19 protein-coding genes are annotated in these 23,023 nt (G+C 42.3%); 6 read left to right on the forward strand and 13 right to left on the reverse strand.

From position 1 onward, the window contains the following. The first annotated feature begins 51 nt into the window (after positions 1-51). Both pulA and AAA970_RS13835 read left to right on the forward strand, forming a co-directional pair. Positions 52-2,058, forward strand: a complete 2,007-nt coding sequence (pulA, locus tag AAA970_RS13830) for a type I pullulanase (protein WP_338237527.1) — start codon at positions 52-54, stop codon at positions 2,056-2,058. Between the two features lie 99 nt (positions 2,059-2,157). After that, complete coding sequence (locus AAA970_RS13835; RefSeq protein ID WP_338237528.1) at positions 2,158-2,670, forward strand: hypothetical protein; 513 nt, start codon at positions 2,158-2,160, stop codon at positions 2,668-2,670. Positions 2,671-2,904: 234 nt separating this feature from the next. Here AAA970_RS13835 and AAA970_RS13840 read toward each other — a convergent pair whose 3' ends face one another. Then, the gene (locus tag AAA970_RS13840; protein WP_338237529.1) at positions 2,905-3,675 is read right to left on the reverse strand and encodes a cytidylate kinase-like family protein; all 771 of its coding nucleotides are present in this window, start codon (positions 3,673-3,675) and stop codon (positions 2,905-2,907) included. 422 nt (positions 3,676-4,097) lie between these two features. Between AAA970_RS13840 and aspS the strand changes: the two genes are divergently transcribed. Further along, positions 4,098-5,858, forward strand: a complete 1,761-nt coding sequence (aspS, locus tag AAA970_RS13845; protein ID WP_338237530.1) for an aspartate--tRNA ligase — start codon at positions 4,098-4,100, stop codon at positions 5,856-5,858. Between the two features lie 582 nt (positions 5,859-6,440). On the opposite strand, the gene AAA970_RS13850 is transcribed toward aspS, so the two are convergent. After that, the gene (locus tag AAA970_RS13850; protein ID WP_338237531.1) at positions 6,441-7,721 is read right to left on the reverse strand and encodes an MFS transporter; all 1,281 of its coding nucleotides are present in this window, start codon (positions 7,719-7,721) and stop codon (positions 6,441-6,443) included. 397 nt (positions 7,722-8,118) lie between these two features. Here AAA970_RS13850 and galK point away from each other — a divergent pair, with 397 nt between their 5' ends. After that, on the forward strand, positions 8,119-9,264 hold the full coding sequence (galK, locus tag AAA970_RS13855) for a galactokinase (protein WP_338237532.1): 1,146 nt from the start codon (positions 8,119-8,121) through the stop codon (positions 9,262-9,264). A gap of 46 nt (positions 9,265-9,310) precedes the next feature. Here galK and AAA970_RS13860 read toward each other — a convergent pair whose 3' ends face one another. From AAA970_RS13860 to AAA970_RS13910, 11 genes are all read right to left on the reverse strand, one after another. Then, positions 9,311-10,144, reverse strand: a complete 834-nt coding sequence (locus AAA970_RS13860; protein ID WP_338237533.1) for a hypothetical protein — start codon at positions 10,142-10,144, stop codon at positions 9,311-9,313. Between the two features lie 416 nt (positions 10,145-10,560). Further along, positions 10,561-11,451: an ATP synthase F1 subunit gamma gene (atpG, locus tag AAA970_RS13865; protein WP_338237534.1), complete on the reverse strand. Its 891-nt coding sequence runs from the start codon at positions 11,449-11,451 to the stop codon at positions 10,561-10,563. A 51-nt stretch (positions 11,452-11,502) separates the two neighbouring features. Beyond that, a complete protein-coding gene (atpA, locus tag AAA970_RS13870; RefSeq protein ID WP_053406614.1) occupies positions 11,503-13,080 on the reverse strand; it encodes a F0F1 ATP synthase subunit alpha in 1,578 nt (525 codons plus the stop codon). A 37-nt stretch (positions 13,081-13,117) separates the two neighbouring features. Next, on the reverse strand, positions 13,118-13,663 hold the full coding sequence (gene atpH, locus AAA970_RS13875; protein WP_053406613.1) for an ATP synthase F1 subunit delta: 546 nt from the start codon (positions 13,661-13,663) through the stop codon (positions 13,118-13,120). Between the two features lie 2 nt (positions 13,664-13,665). Continuing rightward, positions 13,666-14,160, reverse strand: a complete 495-nt coding sequence (locus AAA970_RS13880; protein WP_053406612.1) for a F0F1 ATP synthase subunit B — start codon at positions 14,158-14,160, stop codon at positions 13,666-13,668. A 73-nt stretch (positions 14,161-14,233) separates the two neighbouring features. Then, positions 14,234-14,485, reverse strand: coding sequence for an ATP synthase F0 subunit C (gene atpE, locus AAA970_RS13885; protein WP_053406611.1), 252 nt, complete (start codon positions 14,483-14,485; stop codon positions 14,234-14,236). A gap of 83 nt (positions 14,486-14,568) precedes the next feature. Beyond that, the gene (gene atpB, locus AAA970_RS13890) at positions 14,569-15,531 is read right to left on the reverse strand and encodes a F0F1 ATP synthase subunit A (protein WP_338237535.1); all 963 of its coding nucleotides are present in this window, start codon (positions 15,529-15,531) and stop codon (positions 14,569-14,571) included. A 62-nt stretch (positions 15,532-15,593) separates the two neighbouring features. Further along, positions 15,594-15,983, reverse strand: a complete 390-nt coding sequence (locus tag AAA970_RS13895) for a hypothetical protein (RefSeq protein WP_053406609.1) — start codon at positions 15,981-15,983, stop codon at positions 15,594-15,596. Next, the gene (locus AAA970_RS13900; protein ID WP_338237536.1) at positions 15,976-16,248 is read right to left on the reverse strand and encodes an AtpZ/AtpI family protein; all 273 of its coding nucleotides are present in this window, start codon (positions 16,246-16,248) and stop codon (positions 15,976-15,978) included. Before AAA970_RS13900 ends, AAA970_RS13895 begins: the two co-directional genes overlap by 8 nt. Next, the gene (locus AAA970_RS13905; RefSeq protein ID WP_053406608.1) at positions 16,169-16,618 is read right to left on the reverse strand and encodes a bactofilin family protein; all 450 of its coding nucleotides are present in this window, start codon (positions 16,616-16,618) and stop codon (positions 16,169-16,171) included. Before AAA970_RS13905 ends, AAA970_RS13900 begins: the two co-directional genes overlap by 80 nt. Positions 16,619-16,749: 131 nt before the next feature. Next, positions 16,750-17,604, reverse strand: a complete 855-nt coding sequence (locus AAA970_RS13910) for a peptidoglycan DD-metalloendopeptidase family protein (protein WP_060684846.1) — start codon at positions 17,602-17,604, stop codon at positions 16,750-16,752. Between the two features lie 296 nt (positions 17,605-17,900). On the opposite strand from AAA970_RS13910, the gene porW reads away from it, so the two are divergent. Next, complete coding sequence (gene porW, locus AAA970_RS13915) at positions 17,901-20,564, forward strand: type IX secretion system periplasmic lipoprotein PorW/SprE (protein ID WP_338237537.1); 2,664 nt, start codon at positions 17,901-17,903, stop codon at positions 20,562-20,564. Between the two features lie 36 nt (positions 20,565-20,600). Beyond that, positions 20,601-22,997, forward strand: coding sequence for a penicillin-binding protein 1A (locus tag AAA970_RS13920; RefSeq protein WP_338237538.1), 2,397 nt, complete (start codon positions 20,601-20,603; stop codon positions 22,995-22,997). Positions 22,998-23,023 lie beyond the last annotated feature (26 nt).

The following is a 23,023-nucleotide window of genomic DNA, read 5'->3' on the forward strand; positions in this document are numbered from 1 at the left end:
GGTAAACTTAAGCTCATTGCATTATTTTTAGGTGTCATTAACGTTACTCAAATGAAAGGCAATCTTTATTTCTCCAACCTCTTGCTAATTATCATGACAGGACTGCTGATTAGTTGCGGCCCCGCTGTCCCCAAGTTCGACAGTTACCTGGATTACCCGGAATATCACGGGGATCTTTGGCCTGAATTCAGCCCAGAGAAGTCCACATTTAAAGTATGGTCACCTACTGCAACAGCGGTAGACCTTCATTTTTATGAGAAAGGAGAGGGGGGAAGTCCTGTAGAGACCATTTCCATGTTGAAATCTAATGAAAAAAATGGCCTTTGGAAGCTAGTGGTCAATGGGAATCAGGAAGGGAGATTTTATACCTATCAGGTCCACATTGGCAAAGAAATGCTGGAGGAGACCCCCGGCATTTATGCCCAAGCCGTTGGTGTAAATGGGAAACGTGCTCAGGTAATTGATTTAACCAAAACCAATCCGGAAGGTTGGGAGGCAGATAAACGGCCATTACTTGCCCGCCCAAACGATATTATCTTATATGAGCTTCATGTGAGGGATGTTACCATCTCTGAAACCAGTGGCAGTCAATATCCGGGCAAATTTTTAGGCTTAGTAGAAAAAGGCACCAAATCGCCGGAAGGACTCGCAACTGGTATTGACCATATCAAGGAAATGGGAGTGACGCATGTACACCTTTTACCTGCGTTTGATTACCGCTCCGTGGATGAGAGTAAACTGGACGAACCACAATTTAACTGGGGATATGATCCTCAAAATTATAATGTTCCCGAAGGTTCTTACGCTACCAATCCTTATGAGCCCGCAGTGAGAATCCGGGAGTTTAAAGAAATGGTCAAAGGATTTCATGAAAAAGGCATTCGGGTGGTGTTAGATGTGGTGTATAACCATACCGGCTTTACCGATGAGGCTAACTTCAACCTGGAATCTCCGGGCTATTACTACCGTCATAATGAGGATGGAACCTTTTCTGACGCCTCTGCCTGTGGTAACGAAACCGCCTCTGAACATCCGATGATGCGGAAATACATCATTGAATCCTGTAAATACTGGGCCAAAGAATACCATCTGGATGGTTTCCGTTTTGATCTCATGGCCATTCATGATATTGAAACCATGAACCAGTTGTCTGCAGAATTAAAAGAGATTGATCCTTCCATTTACGTTTATGGAGAAGGCTGGAATGCAGCTGCCTCTCCGCTTCCGGCAGATGAACAGGCCTTAAAAATAAATACTACCCAATTAACTGATGTTGCCGCTTTTTCAGATGATATGCGAGATGCGGTAAAAGGATCTGTTTTTTATGATGAAGAAAGTGGTTATATCGGAGGTCAGTTTGACCTGAAAGAAAGCATAAAGTTCGGTATCGTCGGCGCTATCCAGCACGATCAGATCAATTACAATAAAATCAATTATAGTAAAGCTCCCTGGGCCAACAAACCTTCACAGTGCGTCAACTACGTATCCTGTCATGACAACCAGACGCTTTATGATAAGCTAAAGATTGCCAATCCCAAAGCCAGTGAAGCAACTATTCAAAAGTTGGATCGCCTGGCCGCCACCATGATCCTGACCTCTCAGGGCGTTCCTTTCCTCCATGCCGGATCAGAAATGCTAAGAACCAAAGGAGGGGAACATAACTCCTACAATAAGCCCGATGCCATCAACCAAATCGACTGGAACTGGAAGAGTCAGCATCAGGATATAGTCAGTTATTACAAAGGCTTAATCCAATTGCGTAAAAATCATCCGGCCTTTAGAATGCTTACCGCTGAAATGATTCAGAATAATTTGGAATTCATGGATACCCCCGAAGCCGTCGTCGCTTACAAAATAAGTAATTATGCGAATCTGGACGAATGGAAGGAAATCATCGTGATTTTTAATGCTGATGCTGGCCAGCAGACCATCAATTTACCCCGTGGCTATTGGTCTTTAGTGGGAGATGGAAAGCAAATCAAAGAAAGAGGAATAAAAAGAGAAGTCAGGGAAGTAAAAGTCCCCGCTCACACCGCATATATCCTGCGCGCAGAATAAATTCAAAAAATTGATGGAATTTAAATGGTCGGTTCATAAATTGGATCGACCATTTTTTTAAAACAAGCCTGCTTGTTTTCAGTTTACAAACACCTACCTATGAAAGATCTAAAAAAAGGCCTCTTAGCCCTTTGTCTGGCTCTTTTAGCCTTTGGATGTTCAGCACCACAAGATGAAGAAGAACCGGAATTGATATACCCTTCCTACCTGGCCTATGGCAAATGGAAAGTCATTGAGAGTCAATATTCCTATGGGACTCCACAGCCGGATGTAGAGTTTAGTAAAACTTTTTACAATATTTCCCCAGAAGGTGCCTTTAGTTTGCAGGGAATACCTGGCAAACATGATGATGGGGGATTCTTTTATAATGTTTTATCCATTAATATGGATCATCCTTACTTACCTTCTCCATATGTGTACCTGGAAATAACAGATTATCGAAGAGATACCCTGACCATCAAGCAATATCATTCCAACACCAAACTACATCTTAATGAAGGAGAGGCCTCAAGCTCCTCTGAATCCCCGGGTTATGCTCTTTTATTCTTTACACGTAAGCTAGTGAAGGTGGAAGGGGACAATACTTCCTCAGCGGAGCCAGAAGTACAATAAATAAAACAAAACCGAAAGCGGAACATACAATTTGATCACGCCCCAGCGATGGGCTTGATCCCAAAACCACAATACACGCCAGGGGCGTACCAAACCCACGATTAGGGATAGTAAGGAAAGGATAAAAAATCCGGCGAATACGTAAGCGAAAGCTTCTTGCATCTTTTTGGCTGCAAAGATAAAAAAAGGAGAGGTAAACCTCTCCTAAAAAATCAATTACAAAGCCTCGTTGCGTTACTTTATATATTTTTTAAGCTTTAATGTCTGAAAGAGTAGCTCTACAATTTCATCTTCGGTGAAGGCAGAAGCATCAATGCTTAAGTCGTATCTCAGTGCTTTACCTTTGGCATAAAAATCACGGAAGGCTTTCCGCTTCTTGTCGTTCTTATCAATATATTCCAAAGCCTCTTTCTTATCTATTCCCCAACGCCTGATCAGGTTCTGTGCCCGCCATTCCAAAGGTGCGTGAATGGTAGTCTGCAACACCCGATCCAAATCGGCGGTCAGGCATTCGCCGGCGCGTCCTACAATAATCATATTTCCCTGATGCGCGAAATCACGAACCACGTTTACAATGGTCTTCTTCACCTTGGTATCATTGAAATTATAATAATTGGTTCCTAAGCTGAAGAACAGATCCTCTACTACTTCGCGGTGTCCCTGATTATAGTTTCGCTCTACCTCATCCACCCGCATTTTTAACTTATCAGCCGCCTTCTCCATCACCTCCTTATTTATATAGCGCCACTGCGGCATAGCATTCGGATAAAGCGCATTCATTTTGGCGGAAAGCTTTTTTGCAATATGCTCTGCACCACATCCCGCCTCACGGGAAATGGTGATCACTGGCGGATTGAGCTTAGCTTTGGTCCGATCTGGCATTTTATCCATCCGATCAGTCAGGTATTGATTGAATAAGTCTGTATTGGTCATGGCATAAAAAATTGGTGGCTTTCTATCATTATCAACGGCAATATTTCCATTATCGTTTTTATTGTCCGCCATTTTCGATGAACAATTTCAGGCTGCTTATGAAGCCGAATTAGGCAGGCTTATTTCCTCCTTTAGCTACAAGGACGAAAAAATGAAGAAAATCTTCCCATTTCATTTTTTTCCAAGGAAGCAGATGAATGAGGAGTAAGCAAGCTTGCCCCAATTTGGACTATTAAAATCAAAGAAAAACACCTGTAATAACCTAAGGGAAAGCCCCTTAACGTGATTCGATGAATTGAACGGTGAATAATTCGGGTTAAAATATTTCCCACAAATACTTCCCAATATTTTATAAAAAGAAGCAAAGCGAGCCCTAAAAAAGATCCAAAAAACCTGTAAATTCCCGATTGGTAAAAAGCCGGCCTGAAATCGGCGATATTCAGCATTCCCGCTAATATTTTTTTACCTTTGCACGGAAATTTACTTATCAAAATATGTACAGATCACATACCTGCGGAGAACTCCGCATTGAGGATGTCAATAAAGAAGTTACCCTGTCCGGATGGGTTCAGCGTGTTCGCGATAAAGGCGGCATGGCTTGGGTTGACCTTCGTGACCGTTACGGCATCACCCAATTGATTTTTGAAGAGGGCGTTACTGCTCCTGAAGTTTTGGAAAAGACTCGTCAGCTAGGACGTGAGTTCGTGATCCAGGCGACCGGGACGGTAGTAGAGCGTTACTCTAAGAATGATAAAATCCCAACAGGGGCAATTGAGATCAAAGTTTCGGCCATTGAAATTCTTAATGCGGCGAAACTTCCTCCATTCATGATAGAGGATGATACCGATGGTGGTGATGACCTGCGCATGAAATACCGTTACCTGGATCTTCGTCGTAATCCTGTGCGTGAGAAGTTGGCCTTACGCCACCGCATTGCACAGGAAGTACGTCGTTACTTGGATGAGCAAAACTTTTTGGAGATCGAAACACCTGTTTTGATCAAATCTACTCCGGAAGGCGCACGTGACTTCATCGTGCCTTCTCGTATGAACCCGGGAGAGTTTTACGCTTTGCCTCAATCCCCACAAACTTTCAAGCAGTTATTGATGGTATCGGGCTTTGACCGTTACTTCCAAATTGTAAAATGTTTCCGTGATGAAGATTTGCGTGCCGACCGCCAGCCGGAGTTCACCCAAATAGACTGCGAACTTGCTTTCATTGAGCAGCAGGATATTCTGGATATCTTCGAAGGGATGGTGCGCCACTTGTTCCGTATGGTATTGAACCAGGAAATTGGTGAATTCCCGCATATGGAGTATGCAGATGCGATGCGTCTTTACGGCTCTGACAAACCGGATATCCGTTTCGGCATGGAGTTCGTGGAACTGAACGAGGTGGCTCAAAACAAAGGCTTCAAGGTATTTGATGATGCTGAATTAGTAGTCGGAATTAAAGCAGAGGGTTGCGCAAGCTATACGCGTAAGCAATTGGATGCCCTGACAAACTTTGTAAAGTCTCAGCAGGTAGGCGCAAAAGGATTAGTTTATGTGAAGTGTAATGAGGATGGTTCCTTTAAATCTTCCGTTGACAAGTTCTTTGATCAGGAAGCATTAGCTGCCTGGGCACAAACAATGGAGGCAAAAGCAGGCGACTTATTGCTGGTACTTTCGGGTGCTAAAGATGAGGTGCGCAAGCAGATGAACGAGCTTCGTCTCCACATGGGTAATGAATTGGGCTTGCGCAAAGAAGGAGAATTCAAACCTCTATGGGTCGTAAACTTCCCATTGCTAGAGTGGGATGAAGAAACCAAACGTTTCCATGCGATGCACCACCCATTCACTTCTCCAAAGCCGGAAGACATGGCGCTGTTGGACACTGATCCGGGAGCGGTTCGTGCGAATGCTTATGATATGGTGATCAATGGTGTGGAGATCGGTGGTGGTTCTATTCGTATCCACGATCGTGAGCAGCAGCAATTGATGTTCAAACACCTTGGTTTTACGGATGAGGAAGCTAAGGAGCAGTTTGGATTCCTGATGGAAGCATTTGAATACGGTGCTCCTCCGCATGGTGGAATCGCCCTTGGCTTTGACCGCTTGTGTGCGATGTTCGGTGGTTCTGAGTCTATCCGTGACTATATCGCCTTCCCGAAAAACAACTCGGGCCGTGATGTGATGATCGACTCTCCGGCATCTGTAGATGGAACGCAATTGGATGAACTGCAAATCGCACTAAACCTGAAAAAAGAAGACTAATCGCCAAAGTATTTTGGCAGAAATATAATTTAAATCCCTGTTGGTATTCACCGGCAGGGATTTTTTTATGGACTCCCTAAAGTCCCCTGCCTTTAGCCCGGATTATTCATGCTAAAATCCTCGTTTAGCTAAAAGGCGGGTAAAATGAAGGTATAGTTCCCTATTTGAAGTTTATTCCAAAAAAGCAGATGAATGAAGCAAAATCAAGCTTGCCCCAATTTGGGCTATTAACAAATCAACAAACAACACATTATTGACCTGAAAATAATCCGCTTAAGACGAGCCACTAAATTTATGGTGAATCATTCGGCTTAGATTTTCGCCTACCAGGAAGACCACCAAACCCATTCCTAACCTTCCAATATTGCCCCTTATTCCAGATCCCCATCTCCTCGCGTCCAACCGGACCAGGGATAGAGCGGGCCTGTTTAAACCACAGCGGCCCAAAAGGCAGATGGGGTGAGCCGCGAAAGCCCGGTGCTGGCGTATAAGCGGCAGCAGGGCCCATAAAAAAAAGCATCCCGCAATTGCAGGATGCTCATAGTTTATTTGGGGTTGTGCTTTCGCACGAAATAAATTCAATTATGCATTTTCAGCCAGGCTGTGCTTATGACCAATCAAAGCATAGAAAAGGATGTAAGCCTCACAAGCAATAACCAAAATCCAAGTCCACTGCCAGCCGCCCATAACATCAGCTGCGATACCCTGGAACCAAGGAATGATCGCTCCACCAGCTACACCAATCATCAAAGCGCCAGAAGCCGCTGTGGTATACTTACCTAATTTATCCAAAGCCAAAGCGAAGATTGCTCCCCACATAATGGAGTGGAACACCCCAGCACCCACTAGGAACCATGGTTGGTTCAACAACATACCTGCTGTTACTAATACCAAAGCACCTGAAGCGGCTACGGCCAATTGGGTTTGTGCAGCAACTCTTGAAAGTGTAGAGCCCAACAAACGCCCTGCTAACATACCACCCCAGTACAAGGCAGCCATCAAAGTATAAATATCTGTTGGTAATCCAAGGTCTTCTGCATAAAGGTTAATGTTAGAACCGATACAGATCTCCACACCAACATAAACGAAGATACCCACAACACCCAAGAATAGGTGAGTAAATGACCAAACGCTTTTCTCTAATTTGACATCTCCACCTGAAGTAGTTCCCTGAATTTCCGGTAACTCCAGCTTACTCATTATGAAAGCAACCAATGCTACTGCTGCCATCAATCCGAAAAATGGAATACCCATTTGCTCCACTGCTGGATTCTCCACACCTTTGAATACCAAGAATGCCACGAAATATGGCGCGATAGTAGTACCAATTGAGTTTGAAGATCCACCAATACTCATACGAGTCACTGAAGTAGTGCCCGGAACATTACAACTTACCAAATAGGGGTTAATTACTACCTGCAATACTGCCAGAGAGCAACCCATAAAGAAAGAACCTGCCAAGAAAATAAAGAATGCATAAGGAACGGTTGCCTCTGCTGTTAATGCAACTGAACCCAAAGTGGCATCAGCAAAAACAGAAAGACGGAACACGCCCAGAGCAGCCACCAACATCACTAATCCGCGGATCAGCGTATTTCTATAACCCAACTTATCAATCCATCTTGAAGAAACTCCTCCCATGGCCGGATAGCCCATAAAGAAAGCGAAGGTGATGAGGGTCACCAAGGTATTCTTTAGGTTACCTGCGTTTGCCAGGAAGGCGGTTTTTAATGGTGCCTGAAATTGTCCATTTGCCGTTGTTAAAAACCCAACGACAAAAAAGAGCGCCACCAAAATAATGAAGGGCTTGGTATAGTTCGTTTCCTGCCCTTGGTTTGTCTTTTTTTCCATTACTTCTGCCATGATTACTAAAAGCTTTAGGCCCTATGTGTGGGACCACAAAATACCGTTTAAAAAAGGTTTTCTAGATTCAAAAATATGCTAAATTTCTCAGCTAATATACGGCTGTATTTATAATATTTAAAAAATAAAGGGGGTGTTGTTTTCAAAAATAAAAACTTAATTCTCAAAAAATGAGCTCGATCATAAATTTGAAAAACAAAATTAAGCTTAAATTAAAAAAATATGATAAGAATTGGGTAAAATTCAAACGATTGCAGGAAAGATTCAATTTGAAATTAGGCGCAACTTTCTCAAGCGATAAAAGAAAAAAACTTAGTGGAGCTGCGTCAATGAATTTTTGGTCATTTTGTGCTACATTTACTCAAAGCATTACATTTTTTTTTAGCGTACAATACCAATGACTACCAAACACCTTGAAGAAAAGTTTGAAGCCCTTTACGGCGGAAAACCCACGATCGCGAGAGCACCAGGAAGAATTAATCTTATTGGAGAACATACAGACTATAATGAGGGCTTTGTAATGCCCGCAGCCATTGATAAGGAGATCGTATGCCTACTTCAGCCGAACAAGAGTAAAACGGTCAAAGCCTATGCTATTGATTTGGAAGAAGAAGCCGAATTCGGCCTGGAAGACATAAAAGCCTCGGAAGGCTGGATCAACTACGTTAAAGGCGTAGTGGCAGAGCTAATGGCCAAAGGCGTAAAGGTGGAGGGCTTTAATTTGGTCATGGGCGGGGATGTTCCTTTAGGTGCCGGATTGAGTTCATCAGCAGCTTTGGAATGTGCTTTAGCGACGGGCTTAAATGAGATTTTTAAGGGAGGTTTGGATAAAAAATCTCTGGCATTGGTCGGGCAAGCAGCTGAGCACCATTATGCCGGTGTAAAATGCGGTATTATGGACCAATTTGCCTCTACTTTTGGAGAAAAGGATAAGGTGATCAAATTGGATTGTCGATCGCAGGAAATAGCACTTTTCCCTTTGAATACAGGTGGTTTTAAGTGGGTACTTTGTGATACCGGGGTATCACACTCATTGGCCTCCTCCGAGTACAATACGCGCAGAGAACAATGTGAGGCAGGAGTTGCCATCCTGAAAAAATATGACAAAAGCATCAATAGCCTGCGTGATGTTTCCCTTGATTTATTAAAAGCTCACCGATCGGAATTTGATCCCGTGATTTATAAACGTTGTGAGTTTGTGATCAATGAAAATAACCGGGTGGAAGCTGCAGCCAGCGCCCTTTCGAATAATGAATTATTCGAATTAGGCAAACTCATTTATGCCTCGCATGACGGCTTGCAGAATGACTATGAAGTTAGCTGTAAGGAATTGGACTTCCTGGTAGATATTACCCGAGAGTACGAAAATGTCTTCGGAGCCCGAATGATGGGCGGTGGATTTGGCGGTTGTACCATCAACCTGGTAAAAGCTGCAGCGGTAGATCAGTTCATCGCGGCGATTTCTGAAGCTTATAAACAAGAAATGGGAATTGCCTTAAAGACTTATACCGTGGTGACGGGTGAAGGCGCCAGAGTAGAATAGTTTTACGCAAAAACATAAATAATAAGGCGTCTTAGGACGCTTTTTTTTATGCCCAAAAGACCGCTCCTAATAGAAATAGCAGGATTGACCCATCCATTAGAATATTATAGTAAAATGATGATCGGAGAGGGTTGGCCAAGCCCACCAGTACTAAACTCAGAAGGAAGGTAAGGCCTAGCCACCAGGAGGAGATCCCAAGCTCCAGCGCCAGATAACAAAAAAGTGACAAGCTTACCATCGCCAGAATCTTTGTTTTTGGTATTCCGATAGCACCGGCAATTGTCCAAAGCTGTTGGCGCTGGTCGGTATAATAATCCCGAATATCAAAGGGGAGCGTCATGCCGAAAACATAAAAAAAGAGACAGGCAAACTGCATGAGCAAACCCTCACTTTGAAGGGGAATCTGCAAAAAAGTGGCGGGATAATAACTGCCCAACATCGCCCAGACATAGGCAATCAAAAATACCTTTAAAAACGGGACAGATCGCCAGGGTTTAAAATTGACCGGAAGCGTACTTGGAAAATTGTAGAGCAAAGAGATAACGCCTAAATGAAAAAGCATCCACCATTCCTTTCTTCCCAGGAAGAAGCTTAAAAGTAAAACCAGTATCAAAAGTGGATAAAAAATTCGGGACTCCAGCCCTTTTCCACTTATCCACATGCTTAAGCCCTTATCCACACCAAATTTGTGGATAACCCATTCAATCCGATAAATAAGAACACAAGCGGTAAAAACGAAAACAAATCGTGTCCAACCTACCTCTTTAACGCTAATATTCAATAAATTAAGCCCAAACATCAAGATCGCACAACCCACTAAACCCACAATTACTTGAGATTTAAGGATGATTTTTAAAAGTGTATTGGTATTTATCAACATGACTTACTCACAGGACTATCCACACCATGTGGAAAACATAAAGGTTTCAGTAAAAATGGCATCCAAATAACGGATTACGTAGGAAAGAGAGTGGAAAACCAGCCTATTGAATTGATTTTGAGGCAAAAAAAACTGAACTCAAAACTTTCAAAATTATTTATCCACAATTGAAAAGTTATCCACATCCTTTTCTTAAAATAGGCTTTATTTCAATTTAAACTATTTTTTTATTGATATTGTCAAATTTTTAAAATGTGGATAAACGAATCAATTTCAAGGATTTACCTCCTTTTCTCACTAAATAACAGCCGATCTACACGGCTTAATTGGCCTTAAAAAAAAGATGTAAGATTTTTTCAAAAAAAAATCCATCCGTAAAAGGATGGATTTCTGATATTTTGACAATACAGTATTCGCTAGCCATTCGACAAGGCTTCCGCCCCGGCAGTGATCTCCAGGATCTCTGTGGTAATGGCTGCCTGACGCGTTCTGTTGTATTGTAAATTCAATTCTTTCAATAATTCTGCGGCATTTTCTGTTGCTTTATCCATGGCCGTCATACGTGCTCCATGCTCGGAAGCATTGGATTCCAGCACTGCACGGAAAAAGCGCACTTTCAAACCGTAAGGAATAAGTTCATCCAACAATTGACTTGGATCCTGATCGAATATATAATCAATTGCTGCCTCATGGCCTTCTTCTTTTTCAGAAGATACCGTTGGAAGGAAGGTTTCCTCACGAAGAATTTGAGTCGCTACGTTTTTGAACTCATTATATACGATGTCAATTTGATCGTACATACCTTCAATAAACGATTGCATCAAATATTCCGCTACCATTCGGGCACTGGCAAAGGAAAGGTCGGTCAGCAACTCGTAATATTTGTCCACGACATTAAAGCCATTTTTCAAATAATACTCATATGCTTTCTTTCCAATAGGTAGAATGGTCAACTTACCTGCTGCTTTTTGGGAAGCATATAAGTTTTCAATTCTTTGATTGGCCTGTTTGATTGCGTTTGTATTAAAACCACCGCACAATCCTCTGTCAGAAGTAACTACGACCACCAAAACTGATTCGATTTCTTCACGCACTTGGCCGAAATCTCTTTTCAATTTAACGTCAGCAGATACTTCATTTACGTGATCAAGAATCTCATCAAATTTTTGAGCGTAGGGACGCATCTGCACAATTCTATCCTGCGCACGGCGCAATTTAGACGCAGCTACCAACTTCATTGCCTTGGTAATCTGCTGGGTAGAATTTACAGACTTTATCCGAGCCTTGATTTCTTTGAGGTTTGCCATAATTTATAAAAAATATTAAGGATGAGCCTGATCACTCAGGCTCCCCATCAATTATGCATATCTTTTCGCAAGGTCTGTTGCTACTGCTTTCAAACCATTGGTCACTTCGTCGGTCAGTTTACCGGCTTTAAGACCTTCCAAAATTTGCGCATGTTGTTCGCGTAAAACGCCCAAAAACTCTGCCTCAAATTCCTTGATCTTTTCTACTGGTACCTTATCCAAGAAGCCTTTAGTAGAAGCATAGATAATCGCTACCTGATCTTCCACGCGCATTGGCTGATACTGCCCTTGCTTCAAAATTTCCTGGTTACGACGACCACGCTCAATCACCAATTTCGTTGCGGCATCCAGATCAGAACCGAATTTAGCAAAAGCTTCCAATTCACGGAACTGCGCCAAATCCAATTTCAAGGTACCTGCAATTTTCTTCATGGACTTGATCTGTGCATTACCCCCTACACGAGATACCGAAATACCTACGTTCATTGCAGGACGCAAACCAGAGTTAAACAAGTTAGTCTCCAAGAAGATCTGACCATCGGTAATCGAAATTACGTTGGTTGGGATATAAGCAGAAACGTCACCGGCCTGAGTTTCAATAATCGGAAGGGCAGTCAAAGAACCACCACCTTTTACCTGACCTTTCAAGCCCTCTGGCAAATCGTTCATTTTCTCTGCTACCGAAGTATTGGAGTTCAACTTTGCCGCACGTTCTAGTAGACGGGAGTGCAAGTAGAATACATCACCAGGATAAGCCTCACGCCCTGGAGGACGACGAAGCAACAAAGAAACCTCACGGTATGCTACTGCCTGCTTGGACAAATCATCATATACCACCAAAGCCGGACGACCAGTATCACGGAAGTACTCCCCGATAGCTGCACCCGTAAATGGCGCATAAAACTGCATAGGAGCCGGATCAGAAGCGGAAGCCGAAACAACCACAGTATAATCCAATGCACCATGCTTTTCCAAAGACTGTACAATGTTGGCTACGGTAGAAGCTTTCTGACCAATCGCTACATAAATACAGAACACAGGCTCTCCTGCATCATAAAATTCTCTCTGATTGATAATGGTATCAATCGCTACAGCAGTTTTTCCCGTCTGGCGGTCACCAATGATCAACTCACGCTGACCACGACCCACCGGCGTCATGGAATCCACTGCCTTCAAGCCTGTCTGAAGAGGCTCGGTTACAGGCTCACGGTAGATTACCCCTGGTGCTTTACGCTCCAATGGCATTGCTACGGTAGTACCTGCGATAGGTCCTTTACCATCAATAGGCAGACCCAACATATTTACTACACGACCTACCATGCCTTCCCCTACAGGGATAGAACCGATACGTCCTGTACGACGAACATTATCTCCTTCTTTTACTCCGGAAGAATCTCCGAACAATACTGCTCCGACATTATCTTCTTCCAGGTTCAATACCAATGCTTCGGTGCCGTTTTCAAATTCGATCAACTCACCAGCCTGTGCCTTGGTCAAACCATATATACGAGCAACACCATCACCGATTTGAAGGACGGTACCTACTTCTTCTAATTCTGCTTCAGATTTGAAGTTAGATAGTTGATCTCGAAGTATCGCCGAAACCTCATCTGGTCTTACTTCAGCCATTATTACTCTTGATTAATTCTGTAAAAAATTTATATGTTTAGACTTTAGCCAACAGGCTCTGTCTGAGTTTTGCCAATCGGGATTTTACGCTGTTATCAATCAATTGATCACCGATGCGTAAAATATATCCTCCTATCAGGGCGTCATCAACCGCGGTCTCCAGCTGTACTGATTTGGCCTTACTTTCCTTCAAAGCAAAAGCTTCAAATTGGGTAAGCTGTGAAGCTTCCAATGCTACAGTGGTGGTCAGCTGTGCTTTCACCACACCATTGGCCTCATTGTATTGCTCCTCAAATGCTGCTGAGATCGACTGAATATGTTCTTCTCTGTTTTTAGAGGTGACCACATTCAGAAAAGTCATGGCTAATTCTGAAATTTTCCCTTCGAATATAGACTTAATGATTCCCCATTTTTTGTCTATACCAATGATCGGGTTTTCCAGCATCACCACAAAGTCGCGGTTTTGGCTACACACCTGCTGAATTAATTTAAAGTCAGCGGCTGTTGCCTCCAATACGCCTTTTTCGGAAGCCAATTCAAAGATGGACTTCGCATATCTAGATGCGACTTGGATATCTGACATAATTAATTTGTTTTCAAGTCAGCCATGTAGCTGTCGACTAATTCCTTTTGCGCTTGTGGGGAAGATAATTCCTTGCGCAAAACCATTTCCGCAATTTCTACGGAGAATTCGGCCACCTGATTTTTCACTTCTGCCAGGGCGGCACGCTTTTCAGCCTCTATAGAAGCCTGAGCGTCGGCGATCATTTTGTCTGTGATCAGCTGTGCCTCGGCTTTTGCATCCTCTTTAACTTTGTTAGCCGCGCTCTGAGCTGCAGAAACAATCTTCTCTCTTTCTTTGCGAGCTTCCTCGATCAATTTGGCATTGTCCGCTTGCAGGTTTTTCATATCCTCACGCGCTTTATCTGCTGCATGAAGGGCATCTTCGATCGCCGCTTCACGAGATTTTACCGCATTAAGGATAGGCTTCCATGCATACTTCGTCAGGATGAACATCAAAGCGATGAACACCAACAATTGCCAAATTATCAGCCCAAATCCAGGGGTTATTAGTTCCATTTCGCTAAAAATTTATTTGCTGTAAAAAAGCCACCTGAGGCCTACCGCCCCAAGTGACTTTTAGAAAGTGAAATTATCCTCCTACGCCCAAAGCGATCAAAAGAGATACAATTACACCAAACAATGATACACCTTCTACCAAGGCTGCTGAGATAATCATAGTCGTTTGGATTTGACCTGCTGCCTCAGGCTGGCGAGCGATGGCTTCAATAGCTGAACCACCAATCTGACCAATACCGATACCTGCACCAACTGCAGCAATACCAGCACCTAGGGCTGCACCCAACAAACCGATAGCTTCGGCGAAAAATAAAGAGCTGAACATAACTAAGCGTTATTTAAAGTTAAACAAAAGGATTTCTGTAAATTAAGGTCTATAAAAATCTTCCTTAGGGAAGGACCAATTTCTTAATGATGAGCTTCTTCCATTGCCTGTCCGATAAAGATCGAACTCAACAGTGTAAAGACATAAGCCTGAATAAATGCCACCAATAACTCCAAGAAATTCATGGCAGTGGCTACTACTGCAGACAAAGCTCCTACTGCTACACTCTTAAAGATAAAAGCAAAAGATAACAGTACCAAAATCATGATGTGTCCTGCAGTAATATTTGCAAAAAGACGTACCGTCAGGGAAAATGGTTTGGTAAAAATACCCACCACTTCAATCGGGATCATCATCGGCTTCAAGGCCATTGGCACAGGAGGATTGAAAATGTGACTCCAGTAAGGCTTTTTGGCATACACATGGGTAATAATCAAGGTGATTATCGCCAGAGTTACCGTTACCGCGATATTACCCGTTACGTTGGCCGCACCCGGTAATAAACCCAAAAGGTTATTGAACCAAATGAAGAAGAAAAGGGTAAGGTGATAAGGCATAAACTTATCTGCGTCTTTTTTGCCAATATTCGGAATCACAATATCATCTCTGATAAAGAGGATCAGGGGCTCGAAAAATGCGGCGATGCCTTTTGGTGGTGAATTGCCGCGCTTCTTATAGCTGCGGGCACTGGAAAGAAACACAAAGAGCAACAATGCAAAAGAGATAAACATGGCGGCTACGTTTTTCGTGATCGAAAAATCATAAACATGTCCATACTGCTCGTGCGTAATGTGTCCATGATCATAAATGTATCCCTGATAAGGAACGACTTCATGATGATCATTGTAAAAATTGGAAGAGGAGAAAACCTCTAAGCCTCCTTCCTGTGAATAAACAATCACCGGAAGATAAAGTGTCCCATAGGGACCGTCGAAAAAATGCCATTCGTGAGTATCCAGGATATGATGGAAGATCAAATCCTTCGCGGAGAACTCTTCCTCGGACCCACCACCGCTTGCCAAAGCAGGCGATGCTGCTGTAAACATAGTGAAAAACACTAGCATACACGCAGTTACCCAGCGTAAGCTAAAAAACTTTGTAGCGTTCATTAATTAGGATTTTTTGAAATGCGACGAAATGTAGTTAATAAACTGTAAATTTCAAACCACAGATAGGACAAATAAAGAATACCGAAACTGAGCATAAAGCTTTTCGCATTTTCCCGGTCCACATAAACGAAGTAAGTAACGGCCGCCAAACAACCAAAAACACGCATCACCATAGAGGAAAAAAAACCGGCTATAAAGTCCTCCTCCGGCAAACGATAAATCACCCTAATATTCACATAATTAAGGGAAAACATCACGGCAACTATCCACAAGGAGCGGTGGTAAAAGTAGGGGACCTCCAGATACTTGATCAGTAAAAAAATGAGGGCGACTATCGACGAAAAAATGCTTAACCTTTTCAGAGAAGCCTGTTCAGTTTCTCTATTCATTGTTCATTTTATTTACCCGAACCATAACATATGCCATAGAGCCCACCACTCCAAAGAGAATTCCAATGATAATTCCCCATGGAGTGGCATTCTCCAGCCACTGGTCTATCTTATGACCCAAATAATAGCCAAAAAATATAAAGCCGAGCATTTGCATGCCCAGGCTTGAAAATTGAATAAACTTATTAAGCGGTCTTAACAGCTTCTTCTTTTTTGGATTTTGAGAATAATCCTCCGGATTTTGCTTGTCCACCAATACCTTCATTACTATTAGACATTTTACAAGAGCCATTAAATACTGCTCCGGACTCTACTACCATTTTATTGGTAATAATGTCTCCGTCAATAACTGCCGTTGGTTTTAAGACCAAAACGTCAGAGACTTCTACTTTTCCGGTTACATGTCCTTCTACCTCGGCAATTTGGGCCATTAAATTACCATCCACCTTAGAAGAAGCCCCCATGACCACCTTTGATTTACAATCAATATTTCCTTCCAGGGTACCCTCAATACGAATATTACCCGAAGTCTCTACATCTCCGCGAATAATAGTTCCTTTACCGATGTGATTACTTGAATTACTAGCTGCTTCCACTGATGCTACTTTTTCCTGATTCTTGTTATTACCAAACATAATGCTTCAAATTTGCGACTTCTTCTTTATTGAAAAAACCAGCTTAAAAAGTTAATAGTCTATCTCCCTTTAGGTTCTAAAAAACACACCAAAGATGAAGAGCTCTAAAAACTTAGTGATGTACTTTTCATTTAGAATGCAATAAAATCCGATGGATTCACTGCATGTCCATTAAACCAAATTTCAAAATGTAGATGAGGTCCTGTTGACAACTCACCACTGTTCCCCATAATCGCGATAATCTCTCCTGAGCGAACCATTCTCCCCTCAGAGACCAACAATTCCGAGTTATGTTTATAGACTGAAATTAAATTATTCGGGTGTTGAATCACTAACACATTCCCCGTTTCCTGCGTCCAGGTAGACATTAAAACGGTTCCGTTAGCAATGGCTTTAATGGGTTCGTCCTTCCCGGCCACAATATCCACCCCCCAATGATCCGATAAAGGATCAAATGCCGAAGAAAGAATCCCATCCGCCGGTTTAAAAAAAGAAATATCCGCCAAAGGACCTTCATTGTATTTCCCTCCGAGCTCATCAAGAGACATATTTTCAAACTCTGCTCTGAATATGGAATCCAGACCAGAACCATCAGAGATGTCTTTTTCTACTGCTTTGGTGTTTTGCCGCTCCGTTTCCTCCTTCACTTCCTGTCCATCACGCCCTTGTAAGATATCCTCAATATTTTTAAGGAAAATATCCTTTTGCTCTACTGACAACATCAGCGAGTCCACCGATGCCCGCAACTCTATCAGCTCTCGGGCCTGTTGCCGGTTTTCAAATTCCGGATCGAGCCATTGCTTTAAAATGGTTTTCACTAATACCAGGCTCAGGAAAAACACCACGGTAAAAAACACAAACAGCATTCGAATCAATTTCAAATAAGTGAAATTGAGGGACGTTTTTTCCTCCAAATTCACCTCTGATCTGATGATCAAAGAATACTTTGTTGTTAACCAATTACTGATCTCTTTCTTTTTTTCCACCGGACTGATATTGTTACTCTACAAAAATAGAAGGAAAAAACCATTTCCTGTTAAAATTCATCTTTAAAATTACATCAAAAATAATCCTTCTTTTAATTCAATGGAGAGAAAATGAAGGCTTTCTACTAAAATGGTAAAATCCAACCGCCAGTGGTTTATTAATAAAAAAACTAACTGGAATGATAAAATAAATTCAGTTCTCTCTCATTTTATCTGAATCAATAATCGAATAATTAAAAAAATATTCAGAATTTTAGGAACTTCATCAGCTACCATCTTTTGCAGATTTATACCGCATGCCCAACTCCAAAATAATATATTTTTTCTTCGTTCTGACACTTTTATCCTGTTCAGCCGAAAAGTCAAAAAAAGGCTCCACTCCTTACCACAATACGGCAGCTCGATTTAATGGCTATTTTTATGCCAAGGAGGAAATAAAAGAGATTGAAAAAAACATCTTGGATTCTAATCCTGATAATTTCAATGACTTTCTGTATGTTTTCCCTACGGTGGACAGTACCATTGCCAATGCCAATCAGGAGCAATTAGACGAAGTCATTAAAATGGCTTCTCTGGCCATTCAAAGGCACCCGGGAAGTTCATGGGAAGATGATAGCTATTACCTGGTAGGAAAAGCCCGCGCTTATGCAGAGGATTATCCCAACGCATTTGACACCTTCAAATTTGTTAATACCAGAAGTAAAAATGATGAGGTCCGCCATAAGGCATTGATTGCCCTGATGCGCGCCTATACGGATCATCAGGAATTCAACAATGCCGTTGCGGTAAATGACTTTTTAGGAAAGGAAGCTTTATCTAAAAATAACCAAAAGGCCTGGTTTCTTACACAGGCGCATCTTTATCAAAAAATGCAGGATAAGGATAAGGTGATTAAAAATTTGGAGCTGGCCATTCCCTTAATGAAAAGAAAAGAGGGGAAAGCCAGAATGTTTTTTTTACTCGGGCAAATTTATCAGGACTTAGAGTTTGATGCACTGGCTTACCAAAACTATCGCAACGTATTAAGCACCAATCCATCCTACGAGCTTTCTTTCTATGCTAAACTGAACTTGGCTCAGGTTACCGAATTAAATAAAGCCAATGACATTAAGCGGGTGCGTAAATATTTTAAAAAATTATTGAAGGATCAAAAAAACGTAGACTTCAAGGATAAAATCTATTACGAGCTTGGTGCTTTTGAAGAGAAACAAGAAAACCTGGATGCAGCCATAACCGCCTACAAGACCTCTGTCCAGCAAAAATCAACCGATCCTCGACAAAAAGGATACACCTATTGGGCGCTGGGTAAGGTGTACTATGATAAAATAAAAGACTATCATTTGGCTAAGGCTTACTATGACAGTACACTTACTGCCATGCCACAAACCGATCCGAACTATGAACTGATTGCGAATCGACAGGAAATATTAGGTCGATTTGTACGGTTTCATGATATGGTCCATGTGTCGGATTCCTTAATTTCCCTTTCAGAAAAAGACACCCTTGGCATCGCCATGGTGCTCAATGGCATACTGGATAAGGAAGACAGCATTGCGGCAGCGCAGGCAAAACTGGAAAAGAAACAACAAAGAAAAGAAGCGGCACAGGCCGGAGGCGGTGGATTTTTCGGTGGAACTGGAGATCCTTTTGGAGATGCCGGTTTTGGACCTCCATCCCTGGAAGGTGGCAAATGGTATTTTTATGATCAAAGCCAAATGTCACGCGGAAAAAGTGTCTTCCTTAGCAATTGGGGACAGAGACCTTTGGTGGATAACTGGCGTTTGGCCTCAAAAATGCAAAAAGCGGCTGCTCCCCAAGATGGAGAGGAGGAAGATGAGGAGGAATTAGATGAAGACGCTCCGCTAACTTTAGGAGAAGCCACCGGAGAGGGCAATGCTCCTAGTGGTAAAGGAGGTGGCGCTGAGGCGGCAGAAGAAAATATGGAAAGTCGAGAGTCCCGCTATGCTGCGCTATGGGGGCAAATTCCTTTTGCCCAAAGTGACAAAGACCTCTTATTGGAGCAGGTGGACGAAGGACTCTTTGGTTTAGGAAATATTTACCATTTTGAACTTTTTGAAGAGGATAATGCCATTACCTCCTTTGAAGATGAAATTGATCGTTTTAAAAGCTCTGAATATCGCCCGGAAGCACTGTATACTCTTTATCTAATTTATCAGAAATTAGGGGATCCAAGAATGCAAGTAATGGCGGACGATTTGACGACCAACTTCCCTAAAACCCTCTACGCGAAATTAATTCTCAACCCTAATTATCGGGAAGAAAGTAATTTAGCCACAGAGCAATTGAAGATGGTTTATCATGAGGCTTACAATTGGTATTTGCAAGATAGCTTAAAGCAAGTGCACATTTTGGTGGATCCTGCCATTCGAAAACATCCGGACCTCCCTTTTACAGATTACCTTCGCTTGTTAAGAGTATTAGTAGATGGTAAAGAATACGGAGCGGAAAAATATGAAGTGGAATTGCAGAAATTTATTGATAACTATCCCAATAGTGAACTAAATGGACACGCCGTCAACCTTTTAGAGGCGGCCAGAAATTTCCAAAGTAAAGAGGAAAAGAAAAAAGCGGTTTCTTTCGTCCCATATTTTGAGGAAGAACATCTTTTTGTACTTCTCTATCCCAATGAGAAAGAATTCATTGATGAGCTTCCTGCCAGACTCAAAACCTTTATTGATGAAGAGTTTAGATACAATAACCTGAATACCGGAAACCTTGAATTCAATAAGGAATTTGCCATGGTAATCGTTTCCAAATTTGATAACAAGGAGGATGCCCTACAGTTTTACACCACTTTTAATGGGGAAAAATCTCCTCTAAAAGAAGTTGCAGGCGCGAAAATTTATAATTTTGTCATTACGAACGATAATTTCCAGATTTTCTATAAAAACAAGGCGCTGGAGTTATACGAATCATTTTTTATTGAAAATTACCAATAGCATTCCTTTGGGGGAATCAATTTTAAACCTATATACATGGAAGAAATAGAGAAAGAAGAAAAAACCACTCAGTCAGCTAAAAAAGGGGGGAAGTGGATAAAACGGCTTGTTTGGGCCAGCTGGATTCTTTTCCTGGGTGGTTTCCTATCCATTTATTTCATTGTTTATGCAGTCAGCACTGACCTGGGCGGACTATTTGGCGGCCTTCCGGGTTATAAATCTTTAGAAAACCCCAAGAATGACCTGTCTTCAGAGATTTATACGGCGGACGGCACCCTAATGGGAAAGTATTATCGAACGAACCGTACCAATGTTAGCTATGAAGAGCTAAGCCCGAACATCAAAAATGCCCTATTGGATACGGAAGATGACAGCTTCTTTGAACACTCCGGTATTTCCTTTAAAGATTTAATTCGTGTGGGGATCAAATCGGTGATTTTGCGTCAGGGTGCAGGAGGGGGTAGTACACTATCCCAGCAGCTGGCCAAAAACCTGTATTCTACGCGTGGAGATGAATTTGAGGGTTCTCTGGTGCAATCCCTAGGTAATAATAAAATGCGAAGAGGCGTTGACCTGGTCATCGTAAAAATAAAAGAGTGGATTATTGCCGTTCAGTTGGAGAGAAGATTTACCAAAGAGGAAATCTTTGCCATGTACCTCAATACGGTTCCCTACGGAAGTAATGCATTTGGAATTCAGGTTGCCGCTAAAACTTTCTTTAATAAGGATCAAAAAGATTTAAATGTACAAGAGGCGGCCACGCTTGTAGGTGTTATTAATGCCCCGACTCGTTACAGCCCAAGGAGACATCCCGAACGCTCAAAGAACAAAAGAAATATGGTCTTAGGGCAAATGTATGTCTATGGAGACCTTACTAAAGCGGAATTTGATTCTCTGAAACAACTCCCCATCGAACTACAATTCAAAGTAGATTCGCATAACGAGGGGCTGGCGACTTATTTCCGATCGGCCATTCGACCTTGGTTAATGCGTTGGGCAAAAGATAATGATATTGACCTGTGGGAAGATGGGATTAAGATCTACACCACGATTGATGGTCGAATGCAGGAATATGCTGAAGCGGCTTTAGAGGAGCATATGCAAAAGCTTCAGGCCAAATTCGACAAGCATTGGGAGGGAAGAAACCCATGGATTGATGAAAAAGGAAAAGAAATACCGAATTTCATAGAGAAGCAAACAGAACGTTTGCCTTACTATCGTTCCTTGGTCAAAAAATATGGCAAAGGCGCTGATTCGGTGAACTACTACATCAATCTTAAAAAACCAATGGAAGTATTCAGCTGGGAAGGTGAGATTGATACCCTCATGAGTACAGTTGACTCCCTGAAATATTATAAGCAATTCCTACAAGCTGGTTTTATGGCCATGAACCCGCACAATGGTCAAATCAAGGCTTGGGTTGGAGGAATCAATTATGAGCATTTCAAGTACGACCACGTGATGCAGGGTAAGCGACAGCCCGGCTCTACTTTTAAGCCATTGGTTTATGGTACAGCCATTGAAAATGGTTATTCTCCCTGTTATGAAGTACGGGACATCCCATATACCTTCCAGCTTCCAAAAGGATCTACTAAACCCACCTGGACCCCGCAAAATGCGGATGGCAAGTTCACCGGAGAGAATATGTCACTTCGCCAGGCAATGGCTAAGTCAGTGAATTCAATCACCGCATTCGTCATGGACAAGGTTGGCCCTCGACAGGTAGTAGATTTTGCCAACCGATTGGGAGTTGCCATACCGGAATCACAGGCCGTGCCTTCCCTCGCTTTGGGGATTGCCGATGTTTCGGTATTTGAGATGACGGGTGCATATGGAACCTTCGTCAATAAAGGAGTGTATACTACTCCTAATTTTGTAACAAGAATTGAAGATAAATTCGGTAATACGATTCAGGAGTTCCCTGCACAAACCAAAGAAGCCATAAGTGAAGAAACCGCCTATTTAATGGTATATATGCTTAGAGGAGCCTCAGAAGAGGCAGGTGGTACCGCAGTTGGCCTAAGTTGGGAATTGAAAGAGAATAATGAAATTGGCGGTAAGACAGGAACCACGCAAAATGCTTCTGACGGTTGGTTCATGGGAGTGACTAAAGATTTGGTTTGTGGCACCTGGGTAGGGGGAGATTCTCGTTCCATCCACTTTAGAAACTGGTATGACGGACAAGGTGCTCGAACAGCGAGACCAATTTTTGATAAGTTTATGAGAGACGTCTATAATGATGAGTCTTTAGGCTATACCAAAGGCGCTTTTGAACGACCGTCCAAACCCATATCCATGGAACTGGATTGCGATGTGCTTAAAAGCAGGGTGTACAAAGTAAAAGAAGAAATAGTAGAAGACGGGGACACCACGGTTATTGAAAAAACTGTAAAACCGGAATTGGAAGACCTAGATTCTGACGATATTTTCTAATCTTGGAAAAAATGAATTTTTAAACG

The organism is Persicobacter diffluens (genome assembly GCF_036244895.1).
Taxonomy (GTDB): Bacteria; Bacteroidota; Bacteroidia; order Cytophagales; family Cyclobacteriaceae; genus Persicobacter; species Persicobacter diffluens.